The sequence below is a fragment of the Mesorhizobium sp. M2A.F.Ca.ET.039.01.1.1 genome, from assembly GCF_003998035.1.
Lineage (GTDB): Bacteria > Pseudomonadota > Alphaproteobacteria > Rhizobiales > Rhizobiaceae > Mesorhizobium.
Genome location: NZ_RZRY01001615.1, coordinates 1 through 383 on the forward strand (window position 1 = coordinate 1; position 383 = coordinate 383).

1 pseudogene is annotated in these 383 nt (G+C 72.3%); it reads right to left on the minus strand.

The features are described from left to right. A pseudogene (locus EOA24_RS41195) lies at positions 1-383 on the minus strand (anti-sigma factor); the annotation flags it as partial.

Below are 383 nucleotides of genomic sequence, written 5' to 3' on the forward strand. Positions count from 1 at the left end.
TCTGCACATCGCGCACCTTCCATTCCCCGGGCAGCGACGGCATGACGATCGCGGTCGCGGCGCGGATCTCGCCTGGATTGTAGTTCGGCGCTTCCCGCTGGGAGGTCATCGCCTCGCGCACCAGCGTCGTCCGGTGCGCCCTCACCGCTTCCTCGACATAGGCGGGCGGCTGGGTGGAGGCGACGACCTTCGTCACCGCGACCGGTCCGCAAATGCCATTCGCCAGCCAGCCGGCCGCGATCAGGATCGCCGCCGCCGCGGCGCGCTGCAGCACCCCGAAGATGCGGTCGCGGCCAAGCCCGCGCTCCAGCCGTCGTGCCGCCTCGGTCGTTGCCGGCCGCGCCATTCCCTTGGCGGCGAGCGCCACACGCAGCTCGTCGCGC